Consider the following 24,244-nt stretch of genomic DNA (forward strand, 5'->3'; position numbering starts at 1 on the left):
AGGATTCAGGGATCAGGCCAGCGCCGCGCGAGCGGCAGCGAAGGCATCCGGGGTATTGAGGTTAGCGGTCGATACGCCATCGGCGCAGCGCTTGTTCAGGCCGGCCAGGACTTTGCCCGGGCCGCACTCGACCAGCTCGGTGGCGCCATTGGCCGCCAGGGTCTGGACCGATTCAACCCAGCGTACTGGCTTGTAGAGCTGCTCCAGCAGGTCGCGCTTGAGGGTGTCGAGGTCGGCGGCAACAGCCGCGCTGACGTTCTGCACCAGCGGAATCTGCGGTGCCTGCCAATTAATGGCAGCGATCGACTCGGCAAAGCGTTCGGCCGCCGGGCGCATCAGTTCGCAGTGGGACGGCACGCTTACCGGCAACGGCAAGGCGCGCTTGGCGCCACGGGCCTTGCAGCCTTCGATGGCACGCTCAACAGCTGCCTTGGCACCGGCGATCACCACCTGGCCAGGGGAGTTGAAGTTTACCGCGCTGACCACTTCGCCCTGGGCCGCTTCGGCGCAGGCTTCGATCACCACGGCATCGTCCAGGCCCAGGATCGCGGCCATGCCGCCCTGCCCGGCCGGAACGGCTTCTTGCATCAGTTGGCCACGACGCTCAACCAGCTTGACCGCCTCACCCAGGGTCAGGCTGCCCGCCGCAACCAGGGCGCTGTATTCGCCCAGGCTGTGACCGGCCACGTAAGCCGGGCGCGCGCCGCCTTCCGCCAGCCACAAACGCCACAGGGCGATCGAAGCGGTCAGGATGGCCGGCTGGGTTTTATCGGTTTGATTGAGTTGCTCTTCCGGCCCTTGCTGGGTCAGTGCCCACAGGTCGTAACCCAGGGCGTCGGAAGCTTCCTTGAAAGTGTCCAGGATCAGCGGGTATTGCGCGCCCAGCTCGGCCAACATGCCGAGGGACTGCGAACCCTGCCCTGGAAAGACGAATGCGAGGGATGTAGACATGTAACAAGCCCCTAATGATCTGGTCGTCGGAAATGGGCGCCCCCGGTCTTAAAATGAAGCTGGGAGCGCACGAAACTGACAGATTGGATGGTCAATTGAACTGGCCGGTCACATTTAAGCATTCCCGGGCCGATTCGCCTAAGGCAACAGATCCTCAAGACGGCCGTGCAAGCGCTGCGGGAGGTTTTCCTGGATCTCGATCACGGCCCGCGCAATCGCACTCTGGAAGCCCTCCACGCCAGCTGAACCGTGGCTTTTCACCACGATACCCTGCAAACCCAGAAAACTTGCGCCGTTATGCCTGGCCGGCGCCAGGTCAGCCTGCAACCGGCGCATCAACGGCAGCGCCAGGGCGCCTACCAGACGCGACGCCACGTTGCGCTTGAACAACGCCTCGATGCGCGTGGCGATCATGGTCGCCAGGCCTTCGCTGGATTTAAGCAGGATATTGCCGACAAAACCGTCACACACCACCACATCCGCTTCGCCACGGTACAAACCGTCACCCTCGACGAAACCGACGTAGTTCAAGCCCCGCGCGCCCTGTAACAAGGTGGCGGCAAGCTTGACCTGCTGGTTGCCCTTGATGTCTTCGGTGCCGATATTCAGCAAGGCCACGCGCGGCCGGGCCACACCCAGCGCTTCGGCGGCCACCGAGCCCATCACGGCAAACTGCAGCAGGTGCTCGGCACTGCAGTCCACATTCGCGCCCAGGTCCAGCAACTGGCAATAGCCTTTCTGCGTCGGAATCGCCGCGACCATCGCCGGCCGGTCAATCCCCGGCAGCGTCTTGAGCACATGCCGCGACAACGCCATCAAGGCCCCGGTATTGCCGGCACTGACACAGGCTTGCACCTTGCCATCACGCAACAACTCAAGGGCCACCCGCATTGAAGAGTCAGGTTTGCCACGCAGGGCAGCCGCCGGCTTGTCATCCATGCTGATGGTTTCGCTGGCTGGCGTAATCGTCAGGCGCGCGCGATCCACCGCCGGATGGCTGGCAATCAATTCTTCAAGAAGGGAGGGTTGACCGACAAGGGTCAGGTGCAGCGAGGGTGTGGCAGACAGGCTGGCAATGCAGGCCTGAACAATGCTGCGGGGACCGAAGTCCCCGCCCATTGCGTCTATCGCGATGACTAGAGCAGACAAGTGATTACTCGTCAGCGCCCTTGTCGATCACTTTACGACCACGGTATACGCCTTCTGGCGATACGTGGTGACGCAGGTGAATTTCACCGGTGGTTTTTTCTACAGACAGAGTGCTCGCCGTCAGGGCATCGTGCGAACGACGCATGTCACGGGCGGAACGGGATTTTTTGTTCTGCTGAACAGCCATAATTGATTAACTCCTAAACGTTTGGGTCACGCTTTAACTGCGCCAATACACTGAACGGGTTGGACCGCGTTACCTCGTCCTCGCTCGGCTCGACCTCATCATCAAGGCCCTCCGGCTGCTGGCATTCTTCCGGATGATGAGCAGGCACAATGGGCAAGGCGAGCAGAAGCTCTTCCTCGATCAGTGCATGCAGATCCAAAGGATCTTCGCCCAGTTCCAGCACGTCATAACCTTTCGGCAACGACTGGGTATTCGCACCCTCCTTCACCACAGCGTAACTGCATTCGCTGTGAATCGGCAGGGTGACCAGCTCAAGACAACGCTGGCAAACCATTTTGACCTCGGTGTCGATAAAGCTGTGAATTACCACAGATTTACGTTCATCTCGTTCAAAAACGAATTTGGCCTGCACCGTACCGACAGTGTCGGAAAGCGGGTCGCAGAGTCTCTCCAAATCGGCCAGCAGCAATTCACCTTGAAGGGAAGTGCCACGATCAGCCAATTTGCGCGGGTCAACGTGAGGTGGAATCGGGTCATTCAACATAGGCGCAGCATTATAGGGATGCACCCAGCCATGTCAAAGGAAATTCAGCCCTGTGCGTCAGCCGGTCACGTCGCTAGAATCGGCGGCTGCCTTGAGGAGACGCCCATGCTGCCTTTATTACTTGCATCCAGCTCGGTTTATCGCCGGGAATTGCTCAGCCGCCTGCACCTGCCATTCACCTGCAGCTCGCCGGATATCGACGAAAGCCATCGTGCAAATGAGCCTGCCATTGAGTTGGTCAAACGCCTGGCCGAAGAGAAAGCCCGCGCCCTCGCCGCCAGCCATCCGGGGCATTTGATTATCGGCTCCGACCAGGTGGCCGCGCTGGAGGGGCGGATCATCGGCAAGCCCCACACCTTCGAGAATGCCCGCGAGCAACTGCTGGCAGCCAGCGGCAAGCGCGTGAGCTTCCTCACCGGGCTGGCACTGCTGAACAGCGAGACAGGGCACTGCCAGGTCGACTGTGTACCTTTTACCGTGCACATGCGCGAGCTGAGCGTGGAGCGCATCGAACGCTACCTGCGGATTGAGCAGCCCTATGACTGCGCGGGCAGCTTCAAGGCCGAGGGGTTGGGTGTGAGCTTGTTTCAGAGTACTGAAGGGCCGGATGCGACCAGCCTGATCGGCTTACCACTGATTCGGCTGGTGGACATGCTGCTGGCTGAAGGCGTGCAAACCCCTTAAACCCACCACAAAACCAATGTGGGAGCGGGCTTGCTCGCGAATGCAGAGTGTCAGCCAACATATCTGTCACTGACCCACCGCGTTCGCGAGCAAGCCCGCTCCCACATTTAAAGCAACGACAAAGCTGATCTCAGCGCAGCGTCGGGCCTTGGAAGCCCATGTACAACGCCAGCTTCTCGGCCACGCTGGCACCGAGCTTCTTGGAGAAGCGATCAAACGGCGATTCCTGAACGGTGAAATCCACCAACTCCTTCTCGCCGATCACATCGCGCGCTACCAGGCTGGCGCTGCCGAGCCCATCGATCAGGCCCAACGGCAACGCCTGCTCACCCGACCACACCAACCCCGAAAACAGCTCCGGATGGTCTTTATCCTTCAGACGATCCCCACGGCCCTGCTTTACGCTGGCGATGAACTGGCGATGGGTCGTATCGAGTACGCCCTGCCAGAACTCGGTTTCATCGGCTTTTTGTGGCTGGAACGGGTCCAGGAACGACTTATGCTCACCCGAGGTGTAGGTGCGACGCTCCACACCCAGCTTCTCCATGGCGCCGACAAACCCGTAACCGGCCGCCGTCACACCAATGGAACCCACCAGGCTGGCCTTGTCGGCATAGATCTGGTCAGCGGCGCTGGCGATGTAATAGGCACCCGAGGCGCCCAGGTCGGAAATCACCGCATACAGCTTGATATCCGGGTGCAGGCCACGCAGGCGACGGATCTCGTCATACACATAGCCGGACTGCACAGGGCTGCCGCCCGGGCTGTTGATACGCAGGATCACGCCCTTGACCTTGGGGTCTTCAAACGCGGCACGCAGGCTGCTGACGATATTGTCGGCGCTGGCGGACTCCTTGTCGGCAATCACTCCGCGCACTTCGATCAGCGCGGTGTAGTTGGCGCCACGGGTCGCGCTTTTCTCCATGTCCATCAGCGGGCTGAACAGCACCAGCATGGCGATCAGGTAGGTAAAGGTCAGCAGCTTGAAGAAAATCCCCCAACGCCGTGCGCGGCGCTGCTCCTGGACACTGGCCAGGAGGGTTTTCTCCAGCAGCTTCCAGCTCTTGTCATCACCGTTCTCTGCCTTTTCGGGCGCTTTCCACTCGTCACTCATGCCATTAACCCCAGCAAAGACTTATTAGGCCCGGCTTAGCCAAGCCTGCAATTCGGAAAAATGATCGATCGTCAGCCTGGGCTCGTATTGCTGCAAGGCCTCGGCAGCCTGGGCGCCATAACTGACCGCCACGCTGTCCATGCCAGCATTGCGCGCCATCATCAGGTCGAAGGAGGCATCGCCCACCATCAACGCCTGGCGCGGCGACACACCACAATGAGCCAGGATCTGCTCCAGCATCAGAGGGTGAGGTTTGCTGGCGGTTTCATCCGCGGCACGGGTGATGTCGAAATAATCTTCCCAACCATGCGCCTTGAGCACTCGGTCCAGCCCGCGACGGGCCTTGCCGGTGGCGACGGCCAGGTGGTAACCCTCGGCGCGAAACGCGTCCAGGGACTGCACAACACCTTCAAACAGCGGCGAAGGCGTGGCCTCCAGGGCGATGTAGTGGTCGGCGTAGTGGTCGCGGAACGCAACCAGCTCAGCGTCGCTGATGTGCGGGTACAGGGTGCGAATCGCCTCAGGCAAGCCCAAGCCGATAATGCCCTTGACCGCGAAATCGCTGCACAACTCAAAGCCCGAACGCGCCGACGCCGCGTGCATCGATTCAACGATCCGGCCAATGGAGTTGGCCAAAGTACCGTCCCAATCGAAAATCAGCAGTTTGTAATCAAGGTGCGACACTCAAACGCTCCACGGTCTTGGCCCACATTTCATCGACCGGCGCCTGCAACTTCAATTCGCCACCATCGGGCAGCGGCACAGTGAGCATGTAGGCGTGCAGGAACAGGCGCTTGCCGCCCAGGTCGCGAATTTCCTTGGAGAAATCCTCGTCGCCGTATTTGGTATCACCGGCGATGCAATGGCCCGCATGCAGGGTATGCACGCGAATCTGGTGGGTACGCCCGGTCACCGGCTTGGCCTCGACCATGGTGGCGAAGTCGCCGAAGCGGCGCAGCACCTTGAACAGGGTCAGCGCCTCTTTGCCCTCCTCGTCCACTTCGACCATGCGTTCGCCAGAGCGCAGGTTGCTCTTCTGCAACGGCGCGCGGACGCTTTTGATCGAGCTGGCCCAGTTGCCACGCACCAGCGCCATGTAGCGCTTGTCGACGCCATCACCACGCAAGGCGGTGTGCAGGTGGCGCAACATGCTGCGCTTCTTGGCGATCATCAACAGGCCGGAGGTGTCGCGATCCAGGCGGTGGACCAGTTCCAGCTCCTTGGCATCCGGACGCAACTGACGAAAGGCTTCGATCACGCCGAAATTCAGGCCGCTGCCGCCGTGAACCGCAATGCCGCAGGGCTTGTTGATCACGATCAGCTTGTTGTCTTCGAACACAATCGAGGCTTCAAGGCGCTGCAGCAGGCCTTGGGCCAGCGGTACGGGCTCGTCACGTTCAGGCACGCGAACCGGCGGCACGCGGACAATATCGCCCGCCTGCAGCTTGTACTCAGGCTTGATCCGACCCTTGTTCACGCGCACTTCGCCTTTACGCAAAATGCGGTAAATCAAGGTCTTGGGCACGCCTTTGAGCCTGGCCAGGAGAAAATTGTCGATGCGTTGGCCGGCATATTCCGGCGAGACCTCGAGCAGCTGGACGCTGGGGGTCTGGGGGGCGGTAGTCGTCATGGCGGCGATGATAACAATTTTTTATGGAATTGAAGCACTTAATCATTGCTGCTATAGTCGCGAACGCCGCCAAAAGCGGCCTGGACAGAGGACTTGCGGCAAACTGCCGGCCCTGACCATCGCAATTCATCAGGACGCGAGGCCGTCCTACGGGGCTTTCGCCACCTTGGAAGGCTCAAGATTGTAACAAGCGCAGGTGACATGAGGCCTGAAGCGAGTGCAGAAAGCAGAGTGAATACTCGCGTTCTGCGCCGATATTTACGGCCAGTTCACAAAGTGCAGTCAGTCTTGAGCCAGACCATGGCGAATGCTTCGGAAACAACGCCTGTTAAGAGCTGAGTGAGAGCGCAGTCGCCCACACCCAGTCTTGTTTAGCCATGAGCGTGGACTCCCCATTGGAGCACACGGTAAATGCCAACCCGCTGCGGATTCTGCGCGCGGCAGCACCCGAATTATCAGGGATACGTGTAGGGTGGAGATGCACAACCGTCGGACCGTGTAGCACTAGGCTTATATTTAGACGCTTCATCTCGTCCACAGTCGCCGGTTGATTCCTCCTCCTGACCTTAGCTTTTGTTGAAGTGGTGCCTTTGTCACCACCGCTAACAAGCAGGACGCGTCCGTCGCGATACCGGCCCAATTGGCTGATTATTGCTGGACACTGGAGTGGCCAACCACTCTTGACGCACCTGACACCGACCGTGAGAAGTCGTGTGTGCCGAACGCCGTTTCCGGCAGCCCGGAAACCGACGGTACAACATGAAAAGAATGCTGATTAACGCAACTCAACCCGAAGAGTTGCGTGTTGCACTGGTAGATGGCCAACGCCTCTACGACCTGGACATCGAATCCGGTGCACGCGAGCAAAAGAAGGCCAACATCTATAAAGGCCGTATTACTCGCATCGAACCAAGCCTTGAGGCTGCCTTTGTCGATTTCGGCTCCGAGCGCCACGGCTTCCTGCCCCTCAAAGAAATCTCCCGCGAATACTTCAAGAAAGCCCCTGAAGGCCGCGTGAACATCAAGGACGTCCTGAGCGAAGGCCAGGAAGTCATCGTTCAGGTCGAAAAAGAAGAACGTGGCAACAAGGGCGCAGCCCTGACCACCTTCATCAGCCTGGCTGGCCGTTACCTGGTCCTGATGCCGAACAACCCACGTGCCGGCGGTATTTCCCGTCGCATCGAAGGCGAAGAGCGCAACGAACTGCGTGAAGCGCTGAACGGCCTGATCGCACCGGCTGACATGGGCCTGATCGTGCGCACTGCCGGCCTGGGCCGCAGCAGCGAAGAAATGCAGTGGGACCTCGACTACCTGCTGCAACTCTGGACCGCCATCAAAGAAGCCTCGCTGGATCGCTCCGCGCCATTCCTGATCTACCAGGAAAGCAACGTGATCATCCGCGCCATCCGCGATTACCTGCGCCAGGACATCGGCGAAGTGCTGATCGACAGCGTTGAAGCCCAGGACGAAGCCCTGACCTTCATCCGCCAGGTGATGCCGCAGTACGCCAGCAAGATCAAGCTGTACGAAGACAGCGTGCCGCTGTTCAACCGTTTCCAGATCGAAAGCCAGATCGAGACCGCTTTCCAGCGCGTGGTCGAACTGCCTTCCGGCGGCTCCATCGTGATCGACCCGACCGAAGCCCTGGTGTCCATCGACATCAACTCGGCGCGCGCCACGAAAGGCAGCGACATCGAAGAAACCGCCCTGCAGACCAACCTGGAAGCGGCTGAAGAAATCGCCCGCCAGCTGCGCCTGCGTGATATCGGCGGCCTGATCGTGATCGACTTCATCGACATGACCCCCGCCAAGAACCAGCGCGCCGTGGAAGAGAAAGTCCGCGAATGCCTGGAAGCTGACCGTGCCCGCGTGCAAGTCGGCCGTATCTCGCGCTTCGGCCTGCTGGAAATGTCCCGTCAGCGCCTGCGTCCATCCCTGGGCGAGAGCAGCGGCATTGTCTGCCCGCGTTGCAACGGCACCGGCATCATCCGTGACGTGGAATCGCTGTCCCTGGCGATCCTGCGCCTGATCGAAGAAGAAGCCCTGAAAGACCGCACCGCCGAAGTCCGCGCGCAAGTGCCGATCCCGGTTGCAGCCTTCCTGCTCAACGAAAAACGCAACTCGATCACCAAGATCGAACTGCGCACCCGTGCCCGCATCGTGATCCTGCCGAACGATCACCTCGAGACGCCGCACTTCGAAGTGCAGCGCCTGCGTGACGACAGCCCGGAAGCCCACAGCGGCCAGTCCAGCTACGAGATCGCTGCCGCTGCAGCCGAAGTAGAAGAAGTACAACCCGCCGCCGCGACCCGCACCCTGGTTCGCCAGGAAGCTGCCGTGAAGACCGCCCCAGCCCGTGCCAACGCACCGGTTCCGGCTGAAGTCGCTGCACCGGTTGCCGCGCCGGCCGCCCTGCCTGAGCCAAGCCTGTTCAAAGGCCTGGTGAAGTCGCTGGTCAGCCTGTTCGCTACCAAAGAAGAGCCTGCAGCCCCGGTTGTGGTTGAAAAACCTGCCTCCGAGCGCCCGGCCCGTAACGAAGAACGTCGTAACGGTCGCCAGCAGAGCCGTAACCGCAACGGTCGCCGTGACGAAGAGCGCAAGCCTCGCGAAGAACGTGCACCGCGTGAAGAACGCGCACCACGTGAAGAGCGTGCGCCACGCGAAGCCCGTGAAGAAACCCCGGCCGTAGCCCGTGAAGAACGTGCACCGCGCGAAGAGCGCGCACCACGTACCCCACGCGCTCCGCGTGAAGATCGCAAGCCGCGTGGCGAGCGTGAAGAACGTGTGCGCGAACTGCGTGAGCCACTGGACGCCGCCCCGGCCGTCGCCGGCGCCGTTGCTGCCGAAGCCAGCAGCGAAGAGCGCCCGACTCGCCAGCCGCGTGAGGAACGCGCCCCACGTGAAGAGCGCCAGCCGCGCCCACCGCGTGAAGAGCGTCAACCACGCGCCGAGCAAGCCGCTGCCGCCAGCGAAGAAGAAGTACTGACCGCTGAAGAGCAACAGGAAGATGGCCAGGACAACGCCGAAGGCGATCGTCCACGCCGCCGCTCCCGTGGCCAGCGTCGCCGCAGCAACCGTCGTGAGCGTCAGCGTGATGCCAACGGCAACGTGATCGAAGGCTCGGAAGAAGCCGGCGAGAATGCAGAAGCCGCGAACAACCAACCAACTGGCGCCGAACTGGCTGCCGGCCTGGCCGTTACCGCTGCCGTTGCCAGCTCGGTCATCAGCGCACCTGCTGAAGCCCAGGCTCACGAACAGGCTGAACGTGCTACCGCTGCTGTCGAAGAAACCGCTGCTGTCGAAGCGCCGGTTGCCGAGACGCCAGTAGTAGAAGCGCCAGCCGCTGAAGCCACCGTCGTCGAAGCGCCGGTTGTTGAGGCCGCCGTGGTCGAAGCGCCAGTGGTCGAAGCCACTACCCCGATCGAAGCGCCAGCCGCTCCGGAAGTGGAAGTTGCCCCGGCTCAAGAAGCCCAGCCAGAAGTGGAAGTGGCCGCTGTCGAGCCTGCACCGGTCGTCGAGCCTCAGCCAGTGGTTGAAGCCATCGTTGAAGCGCCGGTTGTCGAAGCCGCCCCGCAAGCGCGTGAAGTTCGCGAAGAACAAACCGCCTTCCAGTGGTCTGCCGAGCCAGCCGCACCGGTTGAAGCGCCAGCACCTGCCCCCGTGGTAGAAGAAGCGCCAGCACCGGTTGTCGAAGCCGTGGTTTTCGAAGCCGTGGCTGCCGAGCCGGCTCCAGTCGTTGAGCCAGCACCGGTCGTTGAGGCCGCGCCAGTGGTTGCCGAAGTCGCCGCCCCGGTGATTGAAGCCGCACCGGCCAGCGCCTTGACCGAAAACGGCCGTGCGCCGAACGACCCACGTGAAGTGCGTCGCCGTCGCAAGGAAGCTGAGGCTGCCGCAGCCGCTGCCGCTGCTGCACAGGAAACAGAGCACGAGTCCAAACCTCTCGCCTGATTCCACCCGTGACTAAAAAGCCCCGCCTGAGTGATCAGGCGGGGCTTTTTTATGCAGTCTTGCCGGTGAAATGCAATTCAATGTGGGAGCGGGCTTGCTCGCGAACGCGGTGGTTCAGTCAATATTTTGGGTGACTGGCGCACCGCATTCGCGAGCAAGCCCGCTCCCACCTTTAGAGAGGTTTAAAGTCCAACAGTTGTGGCAGATCGACATCCCACAGCACCCCAGGATCGCTCACCTGCACCTCATGTACGCTCGCACGGGCGAATAACGGCTTGGCGCCCCGATCCCCCGTCAACGCCATCAAGGCCGGTCCAAACTCACGCGCAAACGCCACAGGGTGCCCGTATTCACCAGCCTGCACCGGCACACTGATACCACCCTCTACCAGTGCCCCCACCACCCGCTCGATACTCGACGGCTGAATAAACGGCATGTCCCCCAGCACTACCAGCCAGCCCTCGGCCGACGCACTGGCCGCAACCGCCGCCGCGATGCTGTCGCCCATACCCGCAGATTGCAGCAGCACGACCTTGCAGCCATAAGCCTCGGCCAAGCGGATAACCTCCGTACGCTCTGGCGCGGTCACCACCCAGCGGTCCACCACACATGCCGACAAATTCACCAGCACCTGCTCGATCACCGGCCGCGTCACGCCATCCAGGCCGGTACACGGGGCCAGCAACTTGTCCTGGCCTGTCTCGGCGCGAAACCGGCTGCCCTGCCCCGCCGCCAGCACAATCGCAGTCACTGTCACTGCGCCACCACCGGCAACGGCTTTTTCTGTGTCGGCGCTACGCCGTTCTTGATTGCGACAATTTCCGCCATCAGCGACAAGGCGATTTCCGCCGGCGTGTGGCTGCCGATGTGTAAACCGATCGGCCCATGCAGGCGTGCAATGGCCTGCGCCGACAAACCCAACGCTGCCAGGGTTTCCCGACGTTTCTGGGTATTCACCCGCGACCCTAGCGCGCCGATGTAGAACGCGCTGGAATTCAACGCCGTGAGCAAGGCCATATCGTCCAGGCGCGGGTCATGGGTCAGGCACACAATAGCGGTGCGCTCATCGGTCTGGATATTCAGCACCGCCTCGTCGGGCATGCCTGGCACGAAGCGGCCGTGCTGCTCCTCCCAGCCATAGACGAACTCTTCGCGCGGATCACAGATCAGCACTTCGAAATCCAGCAACCGCGCCATTTCCGCCACGTACCGCGACAGCTGCCCGGCACCGATCAGCAGCAGGCGCCAACGCGGGCCATAGATAGCGCGCAGGCGTTCGCCGTCAAAGGTCACTACATCGGTCTTGCTCGCACTGCCCAGGGTCACCTGACCGGTGGCCAGGTCCAGTTCACGGGCCACCACCTGATGATCCTCACAGCGCGCCAGCAGTTCCGAGACCCACGCCCAGTCATCCACGCGCTCTTCGGTCAGGCGCAAGGTGCCGCCGCATGGCAGGCCAAAACGCGCCGCCTCATCGCGGGTCACGCCGTAGGTCACCAACTGCACGGGCGGCCCGTCAGCAGCGAGGCGGCCATCCTGCAAACGTGCGATCAGGTCGTCCTCGATGCAGCCACCGGACACCGAGCCGATCACCACGCCATCGCCACGCAAGGCCAACATCGCCCCCGGCGGGCGCGGGGCACTGCCCCAGGTCTGGACCACGCTGTACAACACCACTTTCTGCCCGGCGCGGCGCCATTCCAGCACGCTACGCAGGACATTCAGATCCACACTGTCCATCAAACCTCCCGCCAGCGTTATTGGTGAAGTACTCACTTACTGTAAATCAAAACCTTGCAAAAGTGACCGCGCAGAAACGCAAACGCCCCGAACAGGTCGGGGCGTTTGTGAGTAGCTGTCGGCGCGTGCTTACGCCATCAGCGGCTTACTTGACGACAGGTGCAGGGCCTTCGGCCACGCCCAGGTCGTCGATTTCGCGGGTTTCCGAGATACCGGTACCGCCGGATGCCAGCTCGCTTTGCAGCTTGTCGGTGTCCAGTTCCTTGACCCACTTGGCCACAACGATGGTGGCAACGGCGTTACCGACCAGGTTGGTCAATGCGCGGGCTTCGGACATGAAGCGGTCGATACCCAGGATCAGCGCCAGGCCGGCAACCGGCAGGTGGCCTACGGCCGACAGGGTTGCAGCCAGTACGATGAAGCCCGAACCGGTCACGCCTGCAGCGCCTTTGGAGGACAGCAGCAGCACCAGCAGCAGGGTGATCTGGTGGGTGATGTCCATGTGGGTGTCAGTCGCCTGGGCGATGAACACGGCAGCCATGGTCAGGTAGATCGAAGTACCGTCGAGGTTGAACGAGTAGCCAGTCGGGATCACCAGGCCTACTACGGATTTCTTCGCGCCCAGACGCTCCATCTTGATCAGCATGCGTGGCAGTGCGGATTCGGAGGAGGAAGTACCCAGAACGATCAACAGCTCTTCACGGATGTAGCGGATCAGCTTGATCACGCTGAAACCGTGAGCGCGGCAGATGCCACCCAGTACGATCAGTACGAACAGCAGGCAGGTGATGTAGAAGCAGATCATCAACTGGCCCAACTGCACCAGCGAGCCGACACCGTAGGCACCGATGGTGAACGCCATGGCGCCCAGGGCACCGATTGGCGCGAGCTTCATGATCATGTTGATGATGTTGAACATCACATGTGCGAAGCGATCGATGAAGTCCAGTACCGGCTTGCCGTAGGCACCCAGGCGATGCAGGGCGAAACCGAAGATCACCGAGAACATCAGCACTTGCAGGATGTCACCGTTGGCGAACGCACCGACGATGGTGTTCGGGATCACGTTGAGGATAAAGCCAACGATGCTCTGGTCTTTACCGGCAGTGACGTAGGCCGCCACTTTCGAAGCGTCCAGGGTCGCGACGTCGATGTGCATGCCGGCGCCCGGTTGCACAACGTTCACCACGATCAGGCCGATCAGCAGGGCAACGGTGGAAACGATTTCGAAGTACAGCAGCGCGTAGCCGCCGGTTTTGCCGACCGATTTCATGCTTTGCATGCCAGCGATGCCGCTGACAACGGTGCAGAAGATGATCGGGGCGATGACCATTTTGATCAGCTTGATAAAGCCGTCACCCAGTGGCTTGAGGGCCACGCCGGTCTCGGGGTAGAAGTGACCGAGCAAAATACCGATAACGATTGCAACGATCACCTGGAAATACAGGGATTTGTAGATTGGCTGACGAGTCGTCATTGCAAAGTTCCTCAATCGTCCCGTGTGGCAAAGATCCGCCGTTGCCCACGACACTTGAATTGCGAACCCTCCTGCACTGGAGGGATTTGTTGTTTGCGAGGCCTATAGAATCGAGCCTGCGCTATCGTCTGTATCGCAAACGGCGTGCCACTTCTCTGAAAAACCCTGCAGGCCTTTAGACATCAGGGCTCGGGCTTTTCAGGCCTCCTCTGCGGCGATCGAATAGGTGGCGGATTTCCGCCCACTCACCCAATCCCGTCCTACAATTTGGCGGATATCCGCCTTGTCGCCCTCGACAGGCGTGGCTACCATCCGCCACTCCATGGACGAGGCCTTCGCATGCGTGAACGTACCATCGCCAGTCACTACGCCCGGGCAGCCCTCGGCGGTGCGCGTCGGGCCGGCTACGACTACTCTGGCCTGCTGCTGCAGGTGGGCATTACCCCCGAGCTGCTGAGCGAACCCCGCGCCCGCATCGCGCCGGAGCAATTTACCCGGTTGCTGCAAATGCTCTGGCAGGGCCTGGACGATGAATACCTGGGGTTCGCCGACGGCCCGAGCAAACGCGGCACCTTTGCCATGATGTGCCACGCGCTGATCCACTGCCGCACTCTGGAGAAGGCCCTGGAACGCGGCTTATTATTTTATAGCCTGTTCCCACAAGGTCCGCGCTGGCAGCTGACACGGGAAGGCGACATGGCCCGGCTGAGCCTGGATGACTCGCAATTGTGGGACCCGGATCACTTCCTCAGCGAATGCCTGCTGGTGATCTGGCATCGGCTGGGCAGTTGGCTGATCGGCCAGCGCATCCGGTTGCACCAAGCCACCTTCAGCTACCCGATGCCGGCCCACGCCGGTGAATATGACCTGTTGTTTCCCTGCACCCAGGTGTTCGGCGCACCGAACAGCAGCCTGGTGTTCCCCAGCCGCTACTTGAGCCTGCCGTTGTTGCAGGACGAACGCACCCTCAAGCATTTTCTCGAGCGCTCCCCTGCCGACCTGTTGTCCCGCCCGGATGAAGGCGACAGCCTGAGCAGCCAGTTGCGCCGCCTGCTGAGCCGCGACCGCACGCCTTGGCCGGACCTGGAAGCGGTCGCCCAGCACCTGCACATCAGCCCGCAAACCCTGCGCCGCCATCTGCGTGAAGAAGGCACCAGCTTTCAGGCACTCAAGGATGAGCTGCGGCGGGACATCGCCATCTATCATTTGGGACGGGCGGATTTGTCATTGCAGGAGATCGCCGAGCAGTTGGGGTTTTCCGAACCTTCGGCGTTTCATCGGGCGTTCAAGAAGTGGACGGGGCTGACGCCGGGGGCTTATCGGGCGCAGGAGGGTTAGAGAGGTGTTGTCTGGGAGGGCCTCATCGGGGGCAAGTCAAGCCACTAAAGATCAGACTGCCGGAAAATGAATCTTGAACGCCGCCCCACCCAACGGTGAATCCCCAAGGGTCAGCCGCGCGCCATAGCTTTCAATAATATCCTTGACCACTGCCAAACCAATCCCCTGCCCCGGATGCTGGCGGTCCAGCCGTTCACCCCGTTGCAGGATGCGCGCACGCTGGTCCGGCGGCACACCCGGCCCATCATCTTCAATACACAGTTCAGTGCCCTCGAGGTTTTCCGCCAGGCTGATGCGCACTTCACTCAGGCACAGCCGGTAAGCGTTTTCCAACAGGTTGCCGAGCATTTCCAGCAAGGCGCCCTTCTCGATGGGCACGTCGCATTCCGGCGGCAGGTCGTAGGACACGGTGACGCGTTTGTCGCGATAGACCTTATCCAACGTGTCGCACAAACTTTGCAGCACCGGCTCCAGGCGGACCTGATGGCGCACCAGGCCGCTTTTGCGCAGGCTGGCGCGCTGCAACTGGTAGCTGATCTGCTGGCTCATGCGTTCGATCTGGGATTGCAGCACCCAGGCCTGGTCGCGATCTTCCGGACGCTGGGCCATGTCTTCGCTCACGCCCTGCAGCACTGCCAACGGGGTTTTCAGGCTGTGGGCCAAATCATCGAGAGAGTCGCGATAACGCGCGCGCTGCTCGCGCTCGCTGTGCAGCAAGCGGTTGAGGGAGCCGGTGAGGCGCAGCAGTTCACGGGGGTGTTCTTCGGTGAGGCTCTCGCGGGTGCCGCCTTCGATCTGGTCGAGTTCCTGGCTCAGGCGCCGCAGGGCTTGCAGGCCCCAGGTCAGGCCCAGCCAGAGCAAGGTCAGCAACACCAGCAAGGCGGCGCCGAAGCCCAGGTAGAGGTTCTCCCGCAGGCCTTCGAGGGTCAGCTGATACTCGCGCACCGGTTGCAGGGCGACAATACTGAACGCCGCGCTCTTGCCGCCGAGCAGCTTGACCTCCACGTCATACACGAAGAATTCCTGGCCATTGGCCTCGCGAATCCGTGCGAATTCATTCCCGCGCCCGTCATAGCGCGGTTTGTAGTTGATGTTTTCTTCCTTGGTCGCGCGCGAACGCCATACCAGGTGGCCCTCGCGATCATAGATATAGCCCAGCAGCCGGCTATCGGTAAGGTTGAAGCGTTCGTCGGGCAACTGCGCCGGCATCAGCAGGCGGTTGTTTTCCACCCGTGCGGCGGAAATCAACGTCGTCACGTCCGACGCCAGGCGCTGTTCGATGGAGTCCTGCAAGGCCAGGCTGAACGCGCCCTGCATGGCCGGCAACAGGCCGAGCATAAACAGCACGGCCAGGGTGGCGGCCGCCAGCATCAAGCGCACGCGTAGCGAGCGAATCAACGGCAGCGCTCATTGAACAGGTAGCCCAGGCCGCGCACGGTGTCGATCGGCTTGAACCCCGCCGGGCCTTCCAGTTTGCGGCGCAGGCGGCCGACCAGCACTTCGATGACGTTCGGGTCGCGCTCGTCGTCATCGGGATAGAGCTGCTCCATCAAGCGGTCCTTGGCCACCACTTGCTGGTGATGGCGCATCAGGTATTCGAGGATCCGGTATTCGTAGGCGGTGAGCGCCAGGGGCTGTTCGTCGAGGGACGCCTGTTTGCGATTGAGGTCCAGCAGCAAGGGCCCGGCGACGATGGTCGACTGGGTAAAGCCGCTGGAGCGGCGCAGCAAGGCGTTCATGCGCGCCTCCAGCTCTTCGAACTGGAACGGCTTGACCACATAGTCGTCGGCACCGGCCGCCAGGCCTTCGACCTTGTCCTGCCAGTTGCCGCGCGCGGTGAGGATCAGGATCGGGAAGGTCTTGGCCTCGGTGCGCAATTTGCGGATCAGGTCCAGGCCGCCCATGCCAGGCAGGCCCAGGTCAATGATCGCCAGGTCATGGTTGAATTGGCCGGTCTGGTACAGGGCCTCTTCGGCATTGGCCACGGCCTCGACCACATGCCCGCTGTCGGTCAGGCGGGTAAACAGGTGATGACGCAGCAGCGCCTCGTCTTCCACCACCAGCAATTTCATAAGGCTCTCCAAAGCAAATCAACTGTCCGACAGAGGGATATCATAGCGGCCCTGCAGGTCTTGCGGGCGCAGTTTAATGCCATTGAATTGGCCGACTTGGTGTTCATAGCCGGCGCGGTAGTTCGGCTGCGGGGTTGTCAGGCCCAGGGATTGGCCCCAAGGCGTGGGCTGGCTACCCGCGTCTTCGAAACTGACCCGCTGGATCAGCGTGCTGGTTTTTTTGGTTTTCTCACGACCAAATCCGGCAAAGGCGCCATCGGAGGCCTGGACCCCGGCAGTGGCACTGAGCATGGTTAACGCCAACATCAGCTTTTTGATCGCAGTCATGGTGTTACCTCATACGCGCGGGGCTGTTGTGTGTTGGCCCCAGCCTACGCAAGCGCCCCTGAACTCCCCCTGAACAGGCTCTGAACCTCCGCTGAACCACGGCGGGCTATGCTGACGCGCTGCAACTCGGCAAAATACCGCCCATGACCCCCTTACCCGCTTGCTGCACCCCACTCGACGCCCAATGGCCGCTGCCCGAACCCCTGCCGGGCACGGTGTTTCTGAGCACGCGCTTTGACCCCACCCGGCTGGACGCGGGCGACTTCCAGCGCAGCGCCGTGCCGCCACCGCCCAGCATCCAGCGCTCGGTGGCCAAGCGCCAGGCCGAGTTCCTCGCCGGCCGGCTGTGTGCCCGTGCGGCCCTGCAACAGCTTGATCAACTCGACTGCATCCCGGCCATCGGCGAAGACCGCGCACCGGTGTGGCCCGCGCATATCAGCGGCTCGATCACCCACAGCACCGGGCATGCCGCCGCGATTGTCGGGCACAAGGCACAGTGGCGTGGGCTGGGCATGGACCTGGAAAACCTGCTGACGCTGGAACGGGCGGAACGCCTGGCGGGGGAAATTCTGACTGCCGATGAGCTGCAGCGCATGGCCTTGGTGCCGCGTGAGCAGGTTGCGTTGCTGGTGACGTTGACGTTTTCGGTCAAAGAGAGCCTGTTCAAGGCGCTGTATCCGATTGTGCAGAAGCGCTTTTACTTTGAGCATGCTGAGGTGGTGGAGTGGGCCGAAGACGGCTCGGTGCGTCTGCGGTTGCTCACCGACCTATCGGATGAGTGGTGCCATGGCAAGGAGCTGGTTGGGCAGTTTGCGGTGGATGGCGGACAGTTGTTGAGTCTGGTGGCTATCAGCGCCTGATCTACAGCTATCGGGGGCAAGTCGAATCGTCGCACCGCCCCTCCCACATTTGACTGAGTTCCAACGTTGGAATGCATTCCAATGTGGGAGGGGCGGTGCGACGATTCGACTTGCCCCCGATAGCTGTCTCAGGGCTTGTCCTGATCCCTGGGCCAACTCAAGCTAAAACACGCCCCACCCAGATTGTTGCTCTTGCTGATCAACGCCCGCCCGCCGTGCCAATAAATGATGCGCCGCACAATCGACAACCCCAGGCCATGCCCGCCCGAAGCACGGGTGCGGCTGTCGTCCAGGCGCAGGAACGGCGTGAAGATGCGCTCCCAGGCACTTTCTGGCACACCCGGGCCGTCGTCTTCCACATCGATACGGCAACGCACCTGGCCGACCTGGTAACTGATCAACACCCGGCCCTGGGCGTGACGCATCGCATTGCTGACCAGATTCTGCAGGGCGCGGTGCAGGTAACGCGGCTCGGCGTCCACCCAGGCATCGTCCCAATGCGCCGAGGACAGGCAAATACCCCGGGCCACCGTGACCTGCGGGCGCAGTGGCGATAATTCGCCGATCACCTGATCGAGCAGCGCATTCAGGTCGACCCGCTGGAAATTCAGCTCTGGCGAGCCTTGCTCCAGGCGCGCATAGGTGAGCATTTCATCCACCAGGCCATCGAGGTCCTGGATATCGCTGTCCATGCCTTCCAGGTATTTGCGCCGGGCTTGCGGGGTAGCGGCATCGCCGAGCATCTCCAGGCCAAAGCGCAGGCGCGCCACCGGTGTGCGTAGTTCGTGGGACACCGCGCGCACCAGTTCGCGCTGGATCGCCAGCAATTGCTGCAAGTGCTCGGCCATGCCATTGAACGCGGCTGCCAAACGCCCTATGGAGTCGGCGCCACGGGCCGGCACGCGGACTTCCAGGTTGCCTTTGGCGATACGCGTGGCGGCGGCTTCCAGGCCTTTGAGACGGCGCTCAAGCTGGCGCACCAATAGATAGACGATCAGGCCGATCAGGGTCAGGCCGATCAGGGTGATGAGGATCAGCCATTGCGCCGGGTAAGGGTTCATCTGAAACAGCGGGCCGATTTCCAGCACCCACGGCGTACCGACCATGCCGGCGAACACGCGGATCGAATCACCGCCCTTGCCCAGGGCCATCACGGTATCGCCTTCTGACACGCGGCGGCGCTGGTCCTCGTCCATATCAGCCTGGTCGAGGGTCATCAGGTGCATCTCGAAGCCAAAGCCCTTGGCTTCTTTTATATCGGCCAGGCGCTGCGGCTGTTCGGCCACCGGAAAGCGCACCAGTTCGTCGGCCAGCAAATAAATAGTGGCGCGGGCCAGTTGTTCGCTGATCTGCTGCACTTCGCCCACAAGCACCAGCTGCGACTGCTCGCTGACCAGGCGCAACACCCGCGCCGCGTGGGGCCCGGTCTGCTCCACCAGCACCTGGCCGCGTTGCAGGCGGTTGCGCTGGCTGAGGTCCAATTGCGCCTCGGCCAGCGGGCGCAGTTCCAGGGGAATGCCCAACAGACGCTCCCACACCGCGAGGGCGCGCTGGCGCTCGATGCTGCTCATGGGTTGCAGGTTGTCACCCATCAACGCAAAGGTGCCGTGGGCCAGGCGTTCGCGGTATTGGCCGCTGCGCACCTCGTTGAGCAGGTGCAAGGCCAGCACGCCAAGCAACGCCACCAGGATCAGCGCCGCGCACATGCCGCCATAGATACGCAGGAAGATCGAGTTCACAGCGGCATATCGGCAGCAGCTTCAGGCACGAACAAGTAGCCTTTGCTGCGGATGGTCTTGATCAGCCGCGGGTGGATCGGGTCGTCGCCGATTTTCGGGCGGATGCGCGAGATGCGCACATCGATGGAGCGGTCCTGGCCGTCATAGCCAATGCCGCGCAGGGCGATAAAGATTTCTTCGCGGGACAGGATGCGCCCGGCATTCGCCACCAACAGCCACAGCAGGTCGAATTCGGCGCTGGTCAGCTCGATGCTGCCGTCATGCAGCCAGGCTTCACGCAGAGCGTTGTCGACCACCAACGGGCCAAATTGCAGGCGGCGCTGGGCTTGCACAATCGCCGGTTCCGCCGCCTCGCTACGCCGCAGCAGGGCCTGGATGCGCGCCAACAGCAGGCGCGGACGCACCGGCTTGCACACGTAGTCGTCGGCGCCCATGTCCAGGCCCAACACCTGGTCCATGTCATCGGTGCGGGCGGTGAGCATCAGGATCACGCCATCGTAGCGCTCGCGCACTTTGCGGCAGATGCTCAGGCCGTCTTCGCCGGGTAGCATCAGGTCGAGGATCACCAGGTCCGGCTGCTCGGCGATGATCCGCGCTGCTGCCAGGGCCCCATCGCCTTCCACCGACACCCGCAGGCCATTGCTCTCCAGATAGTCGCGGGTCAACTCGGCCAGCCGCTGGTCGTCCTCGACAATCAATACCTGCCAGGCTTCTTGCTCCATGCGTGATCCTCGTTGTTATTTGAAGAAGGTCGTCATGAGAATGCGATCAAATGTGGGAGGGGGCTTGCCCCCGATAGCGGTGGTTCAGTTGATAAATCTATCACTGACACACCGCTATCGGGGGCAAGCCCCCTCCCACATTTTGATCTACAGCCGCGCTACCTTGTTTGTAATGTTCGCAGGGCATAAAAAAGCCGATTGTAGCCATGGGCCAACCCTCAAACACAAGCCGGGAAATCCATTCGGTGATCGCATTTTTTTGTGATAGGGTTCGCGCCCTCAAAAATCCAATCTGCTGTTTATAGCTTGGAATATTCAGTGACAAACGGCCGAATCCAGCAGTACTGCGGCCTACACGGGTGTTCCACGATTCATACACATTTTACCCACAGCGTTATCCACAGGTAGTGCGTTGCTAAGCCCCCCAAAACGCATTATCTTGTAGCTCTGAGCGAAAAAAACCCTACATGTAGGGTTTTCGGCGAAAAGACCAAACACAAATCAGACAAGAAACTCAAGTCCTTTCTTGCTTCTGTTTGGCCTGATCCAAGCATTTTTTGAAAGCCCAAACCGCGCACGCGGATGGCAGCCGTTTTCACGCTCCAACAGCGGAAAACGGTACGGGTGTTGCAGTGCTTAAAGTGGGCAACTGTCACCCAGCAGGAATACGGCCAAGGGCTTTTGCGCCCCGAACCGAAGACTTCGGCATGGAAGCGGCGCGATCAGCTCCCTTCCTCCTGTCCCGAAGTTGTTATGCCAGGCCCAGGCCTGTTGTAAGTGCTTCAGGACGGAACGGTGGGCACCGTGATGGTGCCCAAATAAATATAGAATGTGGAGACAACCCCCCATGCAAACCGACACAACTCGCGAGAACCCGCAGGGCTCCGTGCCGCAGGCCGCTGATTCGAACCTGGATCTGTCCGCCACCGCACCTGGCCAATTGCGCGTGATCAAGCGTAACGGCACTGTCGTTCCTTACACCGATGACAAAATCACCGTCGCCATCACCAAAGCGTTTCTTGCAGTTGAAGGCGGCACCGCTGCCGCTTCGTCGCGCATCCACGACACCGTTGCCCGCCTGACCGAACAAGTCACCGCGACCTTCAAGCGTCGCATGCCGTCGGGTGGCACCATCCACATCGAAGAAATCCAGGACCAGGTAGAACTGGCCCTGATGCGTGCCGGCGAGCAGAAAGTCGCCCGCGACTATGTGATCTACCGCGACGCCCGTTCCAAGGAACGTGCCGTGCGCTCCCCGGCCGAAGAAGCCGCCGTGCAAGCTCACCCGTCGATCCGCATCACCCTGGCCGACGGTTCGTTTGCACCGCTGGACCTGGGCCGCCTGAACACCATCATCACCGAGGCCTGCGAAGGCCTGGAAGAAGTCGACGGTGACCTGATCCAGCGCGAAACCCTGAAGAACCTGTACGACGGCGTGGCCCTAACCGACGTCAACACCGCCTTGGTGATGACCGCCCGTACCCTGGTTGAGCGCGAGCCGAACTACTCGTTCGTGACCGCCCGCCTGTTGATGGACACCCTGCGTGCCGAAGGCCTGGGCTTCCTGGGCGTGGCCGACAGCGCCACCCACCACGAGATGGCCGACCTGTACGCCAAGGCCCTGCCGGCCTACATCGCCAAGGGTATCGAATTCGAATTGCTGAACCCGGTCCTGGCCACCTTCGACCTGGAAAAACTCGGCAAGGCGATCAACCACGAGCGCGACCAGCAGTTCACCTACCTGGGCCTGCAAACCCTGTACGACCGTTACTTCATCCACAAGGACGGTATCCGCTTCGAACTGCCGCAAGTGTTCTTCATGCGCGTGGCCATGGGCCTGGCGATTGAAGAGAAGCACAAAGAAGACCGTGCCATCGAGTTCTACAACCTGCTGTCGTCCTTCGACTACATGTCGTCGACCCCGACGCTGTTCAACGCCGGCACCCTGCGTCCACAGCTGTCCAGCTGCTACCTAACCACCGTGCCGGATGACCTGTCGGGCATCTACCACGCGATCCACGACAACGCCATGTTGTCCAAATTCGCCGGCGGCCTGGGCAACGATTGGACCCCTGTGCGTGCATTGGGTTCGTACATCAAGGGCACCAACGGCAAGTCCCAGGGCGTTGTACCGTTCCTGAAAGTGGTGAACGACACCGCCGTAGCGGTCAACCAGGGCGGCAAGCGCAAAGGCGCTGTGTGTGCCTACCTGGAAACCTGGCACATGGACATTGAAGAGTTCATCGAGCTGCGCAAGAACACCGGTGATGATCGTCGTCGTACCCACGACATGAACACTGCCAACTGGATCCCGGACCTGTTCATGAAGCGCGTCTTCGATGACGGCCCGTGGACCCTGTTCTCGCCATCCGAAGTGCCGGACCTGCACGACCTGACCGGCAAGGCCTTCGAAGAGCGCTACGAGTACTACGAAGCACTGTCCCAGTACCCGGGCAAGATCAAGCTGTTCAAGACCATCCAGGCCAAAGACCTGTGGCGCAAGATGCTGTCCATGCTGTTCGAAACCGGCCACCCATGGTTGACCTTCAAGGACCCATGCAACCTGCGCAGCCCTCAGCAGCACGTAGGCGTGGTCCACAGCTCGAACCTGTGCACCGAGATCACCTTGAACACCAACAAGGACGAGATCGCCGTTTGCAACCTGGGCTCGATCAACCTGCCGAACCACATCGTCAACGGCAAGCTGGACACCGCCAAGCTGGAACGCACCGTCAACACCGCAGTTCGCATGCTCGACAACGTGATCGACATCAACTACTACTCGGTGCCACAGGCGCAGAACTCCAACTTCAAGCACCGTCCAGTCGGCCTGGGCATCATGGGTTTCCAGGATGCGTTGTACCTGCAGCACATTCCTTACGGTTCGGACGCTGCAGTCGAGTTCGCCGACAAGTCCATGGAAGCGGTCAGCTACTACGCGATCCAGGCTTCCTGCGACCTGGCCGATGAGCGCGGCGCCTACGAGACGTTCCAGGGTTCGCTGTGGTCCAAAGGCATCCTGCCGCTGGATTCGCAACAGATCCTGATCGAAGCCCGTGGCCAGAAGTACATCGACGTTGACCTGAACGAATCCCTGGACTGGGCGCCAGTACGTGCCCGTGTGCAGAAAGGCATTCGTAACTCCAACATCATGGCCATCGCACCGACCGCGACCATCGCCAACATCACCGGCGTATCGCAGTCGATCGAACCGACCTACCAGAACCTGTATGTGAAATCGAACCTGTCGGGCGAATTCACCGTGATCAACCCGTACCTGGTTCGCGACCTGAAAGCCCGCGGCCTGTGGGATTCGGTGATGATCAACGACCTGAAGTACTACGACGGTTCCGTGCAGCAGATCGAACGCATCCCGCAAGAACTCAAAGAGCTCTACGCGACTGCCTTCGAAGTGGACACCAAGTGGATCGTTGACGCCGCCAGCCGTCGTCAGAAGTGGATCGACCAGGCCCAATCGCTGAACCTGTACATCGCTGGCGCATCGGGCAAGAAACTCGACGTGACCTACCGCATGGCCTGGTACCGTGGCCTGAAAACCACTTACTACCTCCGTGCCCTGGCCGCGACCAGCACCGAGAAGTCGACCATCAACACCGGTAAGCTGAACGCTGTTTCCAGCGGCAACCACGGTGATGACTCGGTTCTGGCTGCTCCAGCCGGCCCGGCGCCAGTGCCAAAGGCTTGCGCGATTGACGAGCCGGATTGCGAAGCTTGCCAATAAGCTGAGTGGGTACTGAAAGC

The 24,244-nt window shown here is 61.3% G+C and carries 20 protein-coding genes; 5 read left to right on the top strand and 15 right to left on the bottom strand.

Annotation, left to right across the window (positions count from 1 at the left end; all coding sequences use genetic code 11):
* Positions 1-12 precede the first annotated feature (12 nt).
* From fabD to CXQ82_RS23760, 4 genes are all read right to left on the bottom strand, one after another.
* Positions 13-951, bottom strand: a complete 939-nt coding sequence (gene fabD, locus CXQ82_RS23745) for an ACP S-malonyltransferase (protein ID WP_101272562.1) — start codon at positions 949-951, stop codon at positions 13-15.
* Between the two features lie 138 nt (positions 952-1,089).
* Positions 1,090-2,100, bottom strand: a complete 1,011-nt coding sequence (gene plsX / locus CXQ82_RS23750; RefSeq protein WP_101272563.1) for a phosphate acyltransferase PlsX — start codon at positions 2,098-2,100, stop codon at positions 1,090-1,092.
* Between the two features lie 4 nt (positions 2,101-2,104).
* The gene (gene rpmF, locus CXQ82_RS23755) at positions 2,105-2,287 is read right to left on the bottom strand and encodes a 50S ribosomal protein L32 (RefSeq protein ID WP_008152339.1); all 183 of its coding nucleotides are present in this window, start codon (positions 2,285-2,287) and stop codon (positions 2,105-2,107) included.
* A gap of 13 nt (positions 2,288-2,300) precedes the next feature.
* Positions 2,301-2,831 (bottom strand): YceD family protein, encoded by a 531-nt coding sequence (locus CXQ82_RS23760; protein ID WP_101272564.1) that lies wholly within the window; start codon positions 2,829-2,831, stop codon positions 2,301-2,303.
* Between the two features lie 105 nt (positions 2,832-2,936).
* On the opposite strand from CXQ82_RS23760, the gene CXQ82_RS23765 reads away from it, so the two are divergent.
* Positions 2,937-3,515 (top strand): nucleoside triphosphate pyrophosphatase, encoded by a 579-nt coding sequence (locus CXQ82_RS23765; RefSeq protein WP_101272565.1) that lies wholly within the window; start codon positions 2,937-2,939, stop codon positions 3,513-3,515.
* A 130-nt stretch (positions 3,516-3,645) separates the two neighbouring features.
* Here CXQ82_RS23765 and CXQ82_RS23770 read toward each other — a convergent pair whose 3' ends face one another.
* From CXQ82_RS23770 to rluC, 3 genes are read right to left on the bottom strand one after another with little or no spacing between them, the layout of a single operon-like run.
* Positions 3,646-4,629, bottom strand: coding sequence for a S49 family peptidase (locus CXQ82_RS23770; RefSeq protein WP_101272566.1), 984 nt, complete (start codon positions 4,627-4,629; stop codon positions 3,646-3,648).
* 24 nt (positions 4,630-4,653) lie between these two features.
* Complete coding sequence (locus CXQ82_RS23775; protein WP_101272567.1) at positions 4,654-5,313, bottom strand: HAD-IA family hydrolase; 660 nt, start codon at positions 5,311-5,313, stop codon at positions 4,654-4,656.
* Complete coding sequence (rluC, locus tag CXQ82_RS23780; RefSeq protein WP_033901273.1) at positions 5,300-6,259, bottom strand: 23S rRNA pseudouridine(955/2504/2580) synthase RluC; 960 nt, start codon at positions 6,257-6,259, stop codon at positions 5,300-5,302. Before rluC ends, CXQ82_RS23775 begins: the two co-directional genes overlap by 14 nt.
* A gap of 759 nt (positions 6,260-7,018) precedes the next feature.
* Here rluC and rne point away from each other — a divergent pair.
* Complete coding sequence (gene rne / locus CXQ82_RS23790; RefSeq protein ID WP_218274438.1) at positions 7,019-10,207, top strand: ribonuclease E; 3,189 nt, start codon at positions 7,019-7,021, stop codon at positions 10,205-10,207.
* A 172-nt stretch (positions 10,208-10,379) separates the two neighbouring features.
* Here rne and CXQ82_RS23795 read toward each other — a convergent pair whose 3' ends face one another.
* The 3 genes from CXQ82_RS23795 to CXQ82_RS23805 all read right to left on the bottom strand — a co-directional run bounded on the left by CXQ82_RS23795 (position 10,380) and on the right by CXQ82_RS23805 (position 13,424).
* Positions 10,380-10,964: an NTP transferase domain-containing protein gene (locus CXQ82_RS23795; RefSeq protein ID WP_101272570.1), complete on the bottom strand. Its 585-nt coding sequence runs from the start codon at positions 10,962-10,964 to the stop codon at positions 10,380-10,382.
* Entirely contained in the window at positions 10,961-11,947 is a 987-nt protein-coding gene (locus CXQ82_RS23800; protein WP_101272571.1) for an XdhC family protein, read from the bottom strand. The genes CXQ82_RS23795 and CXQ82_RS23800 overlap by 4 nt, the downstream gene beginning before the upstream one ends.
* 145 nt (positions 11,948-12,092) lie before the next feature.
* Entirely contained in the window at positions 12,093-13,424 is a 1,332-nt protein-coding gene (locus CXQ82_RS23805; RefSeq protein ID WP_101272572.1) for a dicarboxylate/amino acid:cation symporter, read from the bottom strand.
* Positions 13,425-13,763: 339 nt separating this feature from the next.
* Between CXQ82_RS23805 and CXQ82_RS23810 the strand changes: the two genes are divergently transcribed.
* Entirely contained in the window at positions 13,764-14,762 is a 999-nt protein-coding gene (locus CXQ82_RS23810; protein ID WP_101272573.1) for an AraC family transcriptional regulator, read from the top strand.
* A 51-nt stretch (positions 14,763-14,813) separates the two neighbouring features.
* Here the strand turns inward: CXQ82_RS23810 and CXQ82_RS23815 are convergent, their stop codons facing one another.
* Genes CXQ82_RS23815 through CXQ82_RS23825 form a run of 3 tightly spaced genes read right to left on the bottom strand, consistent with a single transcriptional unit; the run spans position 14,814 to position 17,161 of the window.
* Positions 14,814-16,160, bottom strand: coding sequence for an ATP-binding protein (locus CXQ82_RS23815; RefSeq protein ID WP_101272574.1), 1,347 nt, complete (start codon positions 16,158-16,160; stop codon positions 14,814-14,816).
* The gene (locus CXQ82_RS23820; protein ID WP_101272575.1) at positions 16,157-16,834 is read right to left on the bottom strand and encodes a response regulator; all 678 of its coding nucleotides are present in this window, start codon (positions 16,832-16,834) and stop codon (positions 16,157-16,159) included. Before CXQ82_RS23820 ends, CXQ82_RS23815 begins: the two co-directional genes overlap by 4 nt.
* 18 nt (positions 16,835-16,852) lie before the next feature.
* Positions 16,853-17,161, bottom strand: coding sequence for a hypothetical protein (locus CXQ82_RS23825; RefSeq protein ID WP_101272576.1), 309 nt, complete (start codon positions 17,159-17,161; stop codon positions 16,853-16,855).
* Between the two features lie 143 nt (positions 17,162-17,304).
* Between CXQ82_RS23825 and CXQ82_RS23830 the strand changes: the two genes are divergently transcribed.
* Entirely contained in the window at positions 17,305-18,021 is a 717-nt protein-coding gene (locus tag CXQ82_RS23830) for a 4'-phosphopantetheinyl transferase (RefSeq protein WP_101272577.1), read from the top strand.
* Positions 18,022-18,149: 128 nt separating this feature from the next.
* Here the strand turns inward: CXQ82_RS23830 and CXQ82_RS23835 are convergent, their stop codons facing one another.
* Together CXQ82_RS23835 and CXQ82_RS23840 are read right to left on the bottom strand one after the other, a co-directional pair.
* The gene (locus CXQ82_RS23835; RefSeq protein ID WP_101272578.1) at positions 18,150-19,760 is read right to left on the bottom strand and encodes an ATP-binding protein; all 1,611 of its coding nucleotides are present in this window, start codon (positions 19,758-19,760) and stop codon (positions 18,150-18,152) included.
* Positions 19,757-20,482: a response regulator gene (locus tag CXQ82_RS23840; RefSeq protein ID WP_101272579.1), complete on the bottom strand. Its 726-nt coding sequence runs from the start codon at positions 20,480-20,482 to the stop codon at positions 19,757-19,759. The genes CXQ82_RS23835 and CXQ82_RS23840 overlap by 4 nt, the downstream gene beginning before the upstream one ends.
* Positions 20,483-21,329: 847 nt before the next feature.
* Between CXQ82_RS23840 and CXQ82_RS23845 the strand changes: the two genes are divergently transcribed.
* Positions 21,330-24,224: a ribonucleoside-diphosphate reductase subunit alpha gene (locus tag CXQ82_RS23845; protein ID WP_101272580.1), complete on the top strand. Its 2,895-nt coding sequence runs from the start codon at positions 21,330-21,332 to the stop codon at positions 24,222-24,224.
* The last annotated feature ends 20 nt before the right edge of the window (positions 24,225-24,244 follow it).

The sequence above is a fragment of the Pseudomonas sp. S09G 359 genome (assembly GCF_002843605.1).
Classification (GTDB): domain Bacteria; phylum Pseudomonadota; class Gammaproteobacteria; order Pseudomonadales; family Pseudomonadaceae; genus Aquipseudomonas.

Coding starts and splice junctions, on each gene's coding strand:
- CXQ82_RS23845 (WP_101272580.1), top strand. CDS start 21,330: ATGCAAACCGACACAACTCGCGAGAACCCGCAGGGCTCCGTGCCGCAG.
- CXQ82_RS23820 (WP_101272575.1), bottom strand. CDS start 16,834: ATGAAATTGCTGGTGGTGGAAGACGAGGCGCTGCTGCGTCATCACCTG.
- CXQ82_RS23770 (WP_101272566.1), bottom strand. CDS start 4,629: ATGAGTGACGAGTGGAAAGCGCCCGAAAAGGCAGAGAACGGTGATGAC.
- CXQ82_RS23800 (WP_101272571.1), bottom strand. CDS start 11,947: ATGGACAGTGTGGATCTGAATGTCCTGCGTAGCGTGCTGGAATGGCGC.
- CXQ82_RS23760 (WP_101272564.1), bottom strand. CDS start 2,831: ATGTTGAATGACCCGATTCCACCTCACGTTGACCCGCGCAAATTGGCT.
- CXQ82_RS23810 (WP_101272573.1), top strand. CDS start 13,764: ATGCGTGAACGTACCATCGCCAGTCACTACGCCCGGGCAGCCCTCGGC.
- CXQ82_RS23805 (WP_101272572.1), bottom strand. CDS start 13,424: ATGACGACTCGTCAGCCAATCTACAAATCCCTGTATTTCCAGGTGATC.
- CXQ82_RS23840 (WP_101272579.1), bottom strand. CDS start 20,482: ATGGAGCAAGAAGCCTGGCAGGTATTGATTGTCGAGGACGACCAGCGG.
- rluC (WP_033901273.1), bottom strand. CDS start 6,259: ATGACGACTACCGCCCCCCAGACCCCCAGCGTCCAGCTGCTCGAGGTC.
- rne (WP_218274438.1), top strand. CDS start 7,019: ATGAAAAGAATGCTGATTAACGCAACTCAACCCGAAGAGTTGCGTGTT.
- CXQ82_RS23765 (WP_101272565.1), top strand. CDS start 2,937: ATGCTGCCTTTATTACTTGCATCCAGCTCGGTTTATCGCCGGGAATTG.
- rpmF (WP_008152339.1), bottom strand. CDS start 2,287: ATGGCTGTTCAGCAGAACAAAAAATCCCGTTCCGCCCGTGACATGCGT.
- fabD (WP_101272562.1), bottom strand. CDS start 951: ATGTCTACATCCCTCGCATTCGTCTTTCCAGGGCAGGGTTCGCAGTCC.
- CXQ82_RS23830 (WP_101272577.1), top strand. CDS start 17,305: ATGACCCCCTTACCCGCTTGCTGCACCCCACTCGACGCCCAATGGCCG.
- CXQ82_RS23825 (WP_101272576.1), bottom strand. CDS start 17,161: ATGACTGCGATCAAAAAGCTGATGTTGGCGTTAACCATGCTCAGTGCC.